The organism is Collimonas sp., assembly GCF_044339385.1.
Taxonomy (GTDB): Bacteria; Pseudomonadota; Gammaproteobacteria; order Burkholderiales; family Burkholderiaceae_D; genus Collimonas.
Map to the genome: position 1 here is coordinate 1 of NZ_JBIIVN010000158.1, position 6229 is coordinate 6229.

General features: G+C 56.4%; 4 protein-coding genes and 1 pseudogene. 4 read left to right on the forward strand and 1 reads right to left on the reverse strand.

Annotation, left to right across the window (positions count from 1 at the left end):
• Positions 1-318: 318 nt before the first annotated feature.
• Positions 319-2439, forward strand: a complete 2121-nt coding sequence (fusA, locus tag ACIQ0R_RS10680) for an elongation factor G (protein ID WP_395827060.1) — start codon at positions 319-321, stop codon at positions 2437-2439.
• A 48-nt stretch (positions 2440-2487) separates the two neighbouring features.
• Here the strand turns inward: fusA and ribA are convergent, their stop codons facing one another.
• Positions 2488-3153, reverse strand: coding sequence for a GTP cyclohydrolase II (gene ribA / locus ACIQ0R_RS10685; RefSeq protein WP_395827063.1), 666 nt, complete (start codon positions 3151-3153; stop codon positions 2488-2490).
• Between the two features lie 404 nt (positions 3154-3557).
• On the opposite strand from ribA, the gene ACIQ0R_RS10690 reads away from it, so the two are divergent.
• The 3 genes and pseudogenes from ACIQ0R_RS10690 to ACIQ0R_RS10700 all read left to right on the forward strand — a co-directional run.
• The gene (locus tag ACIQ0R_RS10690; protein WP_395827066.1) at positions 3558-4181 is read left to right on the forward strand and encodes a paraquat-inducible protein A; all 624 of its coding nucleotides are present in this window, start codon (positions 3558-3560) and stop codon (positions 4179-4181) included.
• Positions 4181-4948, forward strand: coding sequence for a paraquat-inducible protein A (locus ACIQ0R_RS10695; RefSeq protein ID WP_395827070.1), 768 nt, complete (start codon positions 4181-4183; stop codon positions 4946-4948). Before ACIQ0R_RS10690 ends, ACIQ0R_RS10695 begins: the two co-directional genes overlap by 1 nt.
• Positions 4945-6102, forward strand: a pseudogene (locus ACIQ0R_RS10700) (intermembrane transport protein PqiB); the annotation flags it as partial. The gene ACIQ0R_RS10695 and the pseudogene ACIQ0R_RS10700, both read left to right, overlap by 4 nt.
• Positions 6103-6229: the final 127 nt, after the last annotated feature.

The window sequence follows — 6229 nt, forward strand, 5'->3', positions numbered from 1 at the left end:
ATTCCTTAAACTTGGCTGCAGTCTGATCTGCTGGAGCAAACTTCAGCAGGCATCGCAGCCTTTATGAAACCGTCTCTTAGCTCAAATCTGCTATGAGATAACTAAAAACAATCAGGCGCAATCAGGCGCAATCAGGCGCAATCAGGCGCAATCAGGCGCAATCAGGCGCAATCAGGCGCAATCAGGCAAAACCAAGCACGACCAAGCACGACCAAGCACGACCAAGCACGACCAAGCACGACCAAGCACGACCAAGCATACCCAGGCGCCATCCGGAATAACCAAGATCATCATAATTTGTTCCTAGAGGAAATCATCATGACTCGCAAGACTCCCATCGAACGCTACCGGAACATTGGCATCAGCGCGCATATCGATGCCGGCAAAACCACCACTACCGAACGCATCCTGTTTTACTCTGGCGTCAGCCATAAGATCGGCGAGGTGCACGACGGCACCGCCACCATGGACTGGATGGAGCAGGAACAGGAGCGCGGCATCACCATCACCTCTGCGGCTACCACTTGTTTCTGGCAAGGTATGGGCGACAACTATCCGACCCACCGCATCAATATCATCGACACGCCAGGCCATGTCGATTTCACCATCGAAGTGGAACGCTCGATGCGGGTGCTGGACGGTGCCTGCATGGTCTACGATGCGGTCGGCGGGGTTCAGCCGCAGTCCGAAACAGTCTGGCGCCAGGCCAACAAATACGCTGTGCCAAGGCTGGCATTTGTCAACAAGATGGACCGGGTTGGCGCCGATTTCTTCCGGGTGCGCCAACAAATTCAGGATCGCCTCAAGGGCAATCCGGTGTTGGTGCAAATTCCGGTCGGCGCGGAGGAAAATTTCCACGGCGTGGTCGATTTGATCAAGATGAAGGCGATCATGTGGGATGACGCCAGCCAGGGCGTCAAGTTCGAATACATCGAGATTCCAGCGCCGCTGCAAGCCAGCGCTCAGGAATGGCGCAGCCGCATGATCGAAGCGGCAGCCGACGCCAGCGATACCATGATGCAGAAATATCTGGATGGCGACATCCTCAGCGAAGACGACATCAAGGCTGCACTGCGTCAGCGCACCATCGCCGGTGAAATCGTGCCGATGCTATGCGGCAGCGCCTTCAAAAATCACGGCGTGCAAGCGCTGCTGGACGCCGTGATCGACTATCTGCCGGCGCCGACCGACATTGCGCCGGTTCAGGGTCACGCCCAAGACGACTCGATCATCGAGCGGCGCGCCAGCGACGACGAGAAATTCGCCGCCCTTACCTTTAAAATCATGACTGATCCGTTTGTCGGCCACTTGAGCTACTTCCGAGTGTATTCCGGCGTGCTGGTTTCCGGCGATTCGGTATTCATTCCGAATAAGGGCAAGAAAGAAAGGATCGGTCGGCTGCTGCAAATGCACGCCAATCACCGCACTGAAATCAGCGAGGTATATGCAGGTGACATCGCTGCTGCGGTTGGTCTCAAGGAAGCCAGTACCGGCGATACGCTGTGCGACCCGGGCAACATCATCACGCTGGAAAAAATGATTTTTCCGGATACCGTGATCTCACAGGCGGTAGAACCTAAGACCAAGGTTGACCAGGAAAAAATGGGGATTGCTTTGAGCCGCCTGGCTGAGGAGGATCCGTCATTCCGTGTGAAGACCGACGAAGAATCTGGCCAGACCATCATTTCAGGCATGGGCGAGTTGCACCTGGAAGTGTTGGTGGAACGCATGCGACGCGAGCTTGGCGTCGACGCCTCGGTCGGCAAGCCGCAGGTGGCTTTCCGGGAGACCATCCGCAGGATATGCGAATCGAGCGAAGGCAAGTTCATCAAGCAGTCCGGCGGCCGCGGCCAGTATGGCCACGTGGTGCTGAAGATAGAGCCGCAAGCACCCGGCAAAGGCTTCGAATTCATCGATGCGATCAAGGGCGGCACCGTGCCGCGCGAATATATTCCGGCAGTTGAGAAAGGCGTCCGCGAAACCCTGCCCACCGGCGTCTTAGCCGGCTATCCGGTGGTCGACGTCAAGGTCACGTTGTTTTTTGGCTCGTCGCACGATGTCGATTCCAACGAAAACGCCTATCGGATGGCGGCGTCGATGGCATTCAAGGATGGTTGCCGCAAGGCTAGTCCGGCTCTGCTCGAACCAATGATGGCGGTAGAGGTGGAAACGCCGGAAGAGAAAATGGGCGATGTGATCGGCGATCTGTCATCGCGACGCGGCATGATTCAAAGCATGGACGATATTCCAGGCGGGGTCGGCAAGATCATCCGTGCCGAAGTACCGCTGGCCGAGATGTTCGGTTACTCAACCACGCTACGTTCACTGACGCAGGGGCGCGCCACCTATACGATGGAATTCAAGCATTATGCCGAAGCGCCCGCCAGCGTCACCGATGCCGTGGTCAATGCCAGAGACGTCGGTATCGGCAAACATTAGAATCGCCAGGGAAAATCGCCAGCAGCGCGCGCCGTTGCAAGTCGTATCTCAGTTACCATCGGCGTCGCGCTCCATGCCATCCATCGGCAACAAATGCCCCAGCTTGGACGCTTTGGTGTCGAGATAACGCGTATTGAACGGATTCCTGTTGAGAATCAATGGGATACGCTCGACGACAGTGATGCCGATCTTTTGCAGTGCCGTCACTTTGCGCGGATTATTGGTCATCAGGCGCAGCGCCGTGATGTCCAGATGTTCCAACATCGATTCGCACAGGCTGTAATCGCGCAAATCGGCGGCGAAACCCAGTTGCTGGTTAGCCTCCACCGTATCGGCGCCGCCATCCTGGATCCGATAGGCGCGAATCTTGTTGATCAGGCCAATCCCGCGCCCTTCCTGGCGCAAATACAAAACTGCACCGCGCCCTTCGGCGGCGATCTTCTTTAGAGCACCTTCCAATTGGGCGCCGCAATCGCAGCGCTGGCTAAACAATGCATCGCCAGTCAGGCATTCCGAATGGACGCGTGCCAACACCGGCTCGCCGTCGTTGACGGCACCCAAGGTCATCGCCAGGTGTTCCTTACCGGAGACGCGGTCGAGGAATGCGTGTAGTTGAAATGTTGCCCAAGGCATGGGCAGTTCGCAGGAGCTAACGTACTCCAGTTCGTGAGCGGCTGCGACAACTGGCTCGCCTTGCGTAATAGTGATACTCATTAGATAACTTTTAATGTAGATAAACAGCGTAGCGTTGCGTAGACGTCCTACGCAGACACCAGACTTTGGTTTTGGCAACAATTAATCCAGCCGTCATTTTACGAGTATTAAGGAAAATAGGTGGGACCGTGATTTGGCAAGGGCAACTATATGCGATCAACGGCTGGACTTGCCTGACGAGCTGATGTCTTCTGCGACAAGGGCAATCCATTGTTAATTTACGTTCACAAATGACTGGCACCTGTTTTTGCTCGATATACGGCTGCAACATGGATACATTTGTTTATCAATTGCCGCAACGGCGGCGCGCAACGCCAATCTTTTTCTCAGTATTAAACGTGTGTAAGATCATTGTCAGGCAATTTTGTTGCTAGAATTCCATCCACCAAAACTGAACACGAATAATGCGCGAAGTCCCAGACCTGATTGCTTGTGAAGGATGCGATGCGCTGTATCGCAAGTTGGCGTTGCGCGCGCAAGAAATCGCCCATTGTCCGCGCTGCGGCACGGAACTCGATCGCGATTCAGGTCGTCAGCGTGAACATATCCTGCCGCTCACCGTAGCCAGCCTGATCATGTTCGTCATTGCCAACCTCTTCCCTATCGTCGAAATCCAGCTGCAAGGCTTGAGCAATCGCACCACGCTGCTCGCCGCCGTGCTGTCGCTGACGACTGAGGGCATGTCGCTGGTGGCGCTGCTGGTGCTGGCGACCACGATCCTGTTCCCGCTGCTGCAACTGCTGTTTTTGCTCTACCTGCTGCTGTCACTGGCCCGGCGCCGCCGCCCGCCTGGTTTTGGCTGGCTGGTGCGGGCGATGCAAAGCCTGCGTCCGTGGGGCATGATTGAAGTGTTCTTGCTGGGGGTGCTGGTGGCTGTCGTTAAACTATCGAATATGGCGACCGTTATTCCTGGCGTGGCTTTGTGGGCCTTTGGCGTGCTGACCATACTGCTGACTGCGGTGGTGTCTTTCAACCCGCGCCATTTCTGGGAAATAGCGTATACCGAACCGTCCCGGAAGAATTCCTGATGAACACCAGTTCAAGCAAAATTGTCGCTGACGGCACTCATGGCGACGTCACCGCCAACACCGCGGCCAACCCCAACCCCAACCCCAACTCAGCCACGCTTGCAGACAATGCGGATTGCTCGGTGCACACGGCACGCAGCCTCGACATGACCTCTTGCCACCACTGCGGCACCGTATGGCAGGAAGTAAGCGAACATGACCGCTGCGGACGCTGTGGACGCTGCGGTACAGCACTGCACCAACGCAAACCGGATAGCATCCGGCGCAGTTGGGCTTTCTTGATTGCCGCTTGCATCATGTACATTCCAGCAAACCTGATGCCGGTAATGATCACCAATACCTTGCTCGGGGTAAAGCAAGACACCATCATGAGCGGCGTGATTTATTTCTGGGTGTCTGGCGCGCGGGGGCTGGCAGCGATCATTTTCATCGCCAGCTTTTTGGTACCGCTGTTTAAACTGGCGTCGCTGCTGCTATTGACACTGACGGCGCAACGGCATAGCCGCTGGCGCCGCCTGGAGCGGGCCAAGCTGTATCGGCTGGTCGAAATCATCGGCCGCTGGTCGATGCTGGATGTATTCGTGGTTTCGCTGCTGGCAGGTTTGGTGCAGATTGAAGGATTCGCCAAGATCACGGCAGGTTTCGGTGTACTGGCGTTTGCTTCGGTGGTGGTACTGACGATGCTTGCCGCGCTCAGTTTCGACCCGCGTCTGACATGGGACAACGACAATCAAGAGTCAAATGAAACGAAAGAAAGTACAAGATGAATGACGCAAACACCGTGCCGCCCCTGCCGCAGCCAACACTGAGCCGCAAACTCGACTGGCTGCCATCTCTGGTATGGCTGATCCCGATTGTCGCTGCGGTGGTCGGCCTGACACTGGTGGTCAAAATTCTGGTCGAACGCGGACCGCCGAGCGCCATCACGTTCCGCACCGCCGAAGGTCTGGAAGCCGGCAAGACCAAAGTCAAATATCGCGAAGTCAACATCGGCCTGGTGCAGACCATTACACTTAGCAAGGACCGCAAGCACGTGCTGGCCAATGTCCAGCTATCGAAAGAAGCCGCGAGCTTCAGCGCCGCCGATACCCGCTTCTGGGTGGTGCGTCCGCGCGTCGCCGCATCCGGCGTCTCGGGATTGAGCGCCTTGTTGTCGCGCGCCTACATTGGTGCCGACGCTGACGTTTCCAAAGACACCAAAGACGAATTCACGGGACTCGAAGTACAGCCTATCGTCTCGCTCGACTCTCCCGGCAAACAATTCATGCTGCATGCAACCGATATCGGCTCGCTGGATATCGGCTCGCCAGTCTACTTCCGGCGCATCAAGGTTGGGCAGGTGGCCGCCTACGATCTGGATGAAGACGGCAAGGGTGTCACGCTACGTATTTTCATCGACAAGCCGTACGAAAAATTTGTCGGCGTCAACACCCGTTTCTGGCATGCCAGCGGCTTCGACGTGCAGATCAACGCCAGCGGCTTGAAGCTGCGCACCCAATCGCTGGCCACCGTGGTGTTGGGCGGCATCGCGATGCAGGCGCCCGACGACGATCCCGGCGCGCTGGCCAAGGAGAACACGGCGTTCTCGTTGGCGCAAGATCAAGAAGCAGCACTGAAAGAGGCAGATGGTCCTTCAGAAAACGTGCTGCTGTACTTCAACCAGTCGCTGCGCGGCCTGACCCCCGGCACGACGGTCGATTTCCGTGGTGTGGTATTAGGCGAAGTCAAATCGATCGGCATCGAATACGATACCAAGAAGCGCGAATTCCAGATGCCGGTGTCGATCCAGATTTATCCTGAACGGCTGGGGCGCAAATTCACCGAAGACGGACAGCACTCAACCTATACGGCCAAGCAACGCGTGGAATATATGGTCAGCCGCGGCTTGCGTGCGCAATTGCGTACCGGCAACTTGCTAACCGTGTTGGCGCTGATTGAATCTTGACCCAGCCTGCTGATCGAAATGTGACCCAGGGCTGGTCGCTGCGTTTTGAGTTAGCAGCTGTGGATAAGTCTATCAAACAGTTGGTGTTGAAGCACTCCTTTTT

Bases quoted from the DNA above. Each gene is read 5' to 3' on its own strand.
- fusA (WP_395827060.1), top strand. From the start codon at position 319: ATGACTCGCAAGACTCCCATCGAACGCTACCGGAACATTGGCATCAGC.
- ribA (WP_395827063.1), bottom strand. From the start codon at position 3,153: ATGAGTATCACTATTACGCAAGGCGAGCCAGTTGTCGCAGCCGCTCAC.
- ACIQ0R_RS10690 (WP_395827066.1), top strand. From the start codon at position 3,558: ATGCGCGAAGTCCCAGACCTGATTGCTTGTGAAGGATGCGATGCGCTG.
- ACIQ0R_RS10695 (WP_395827070.1), top strand. From the start codon at position 4,181: ATGAACACCAGTTCAAGCAAAATTGTCGCTGACGGCACTCATGGCGAC.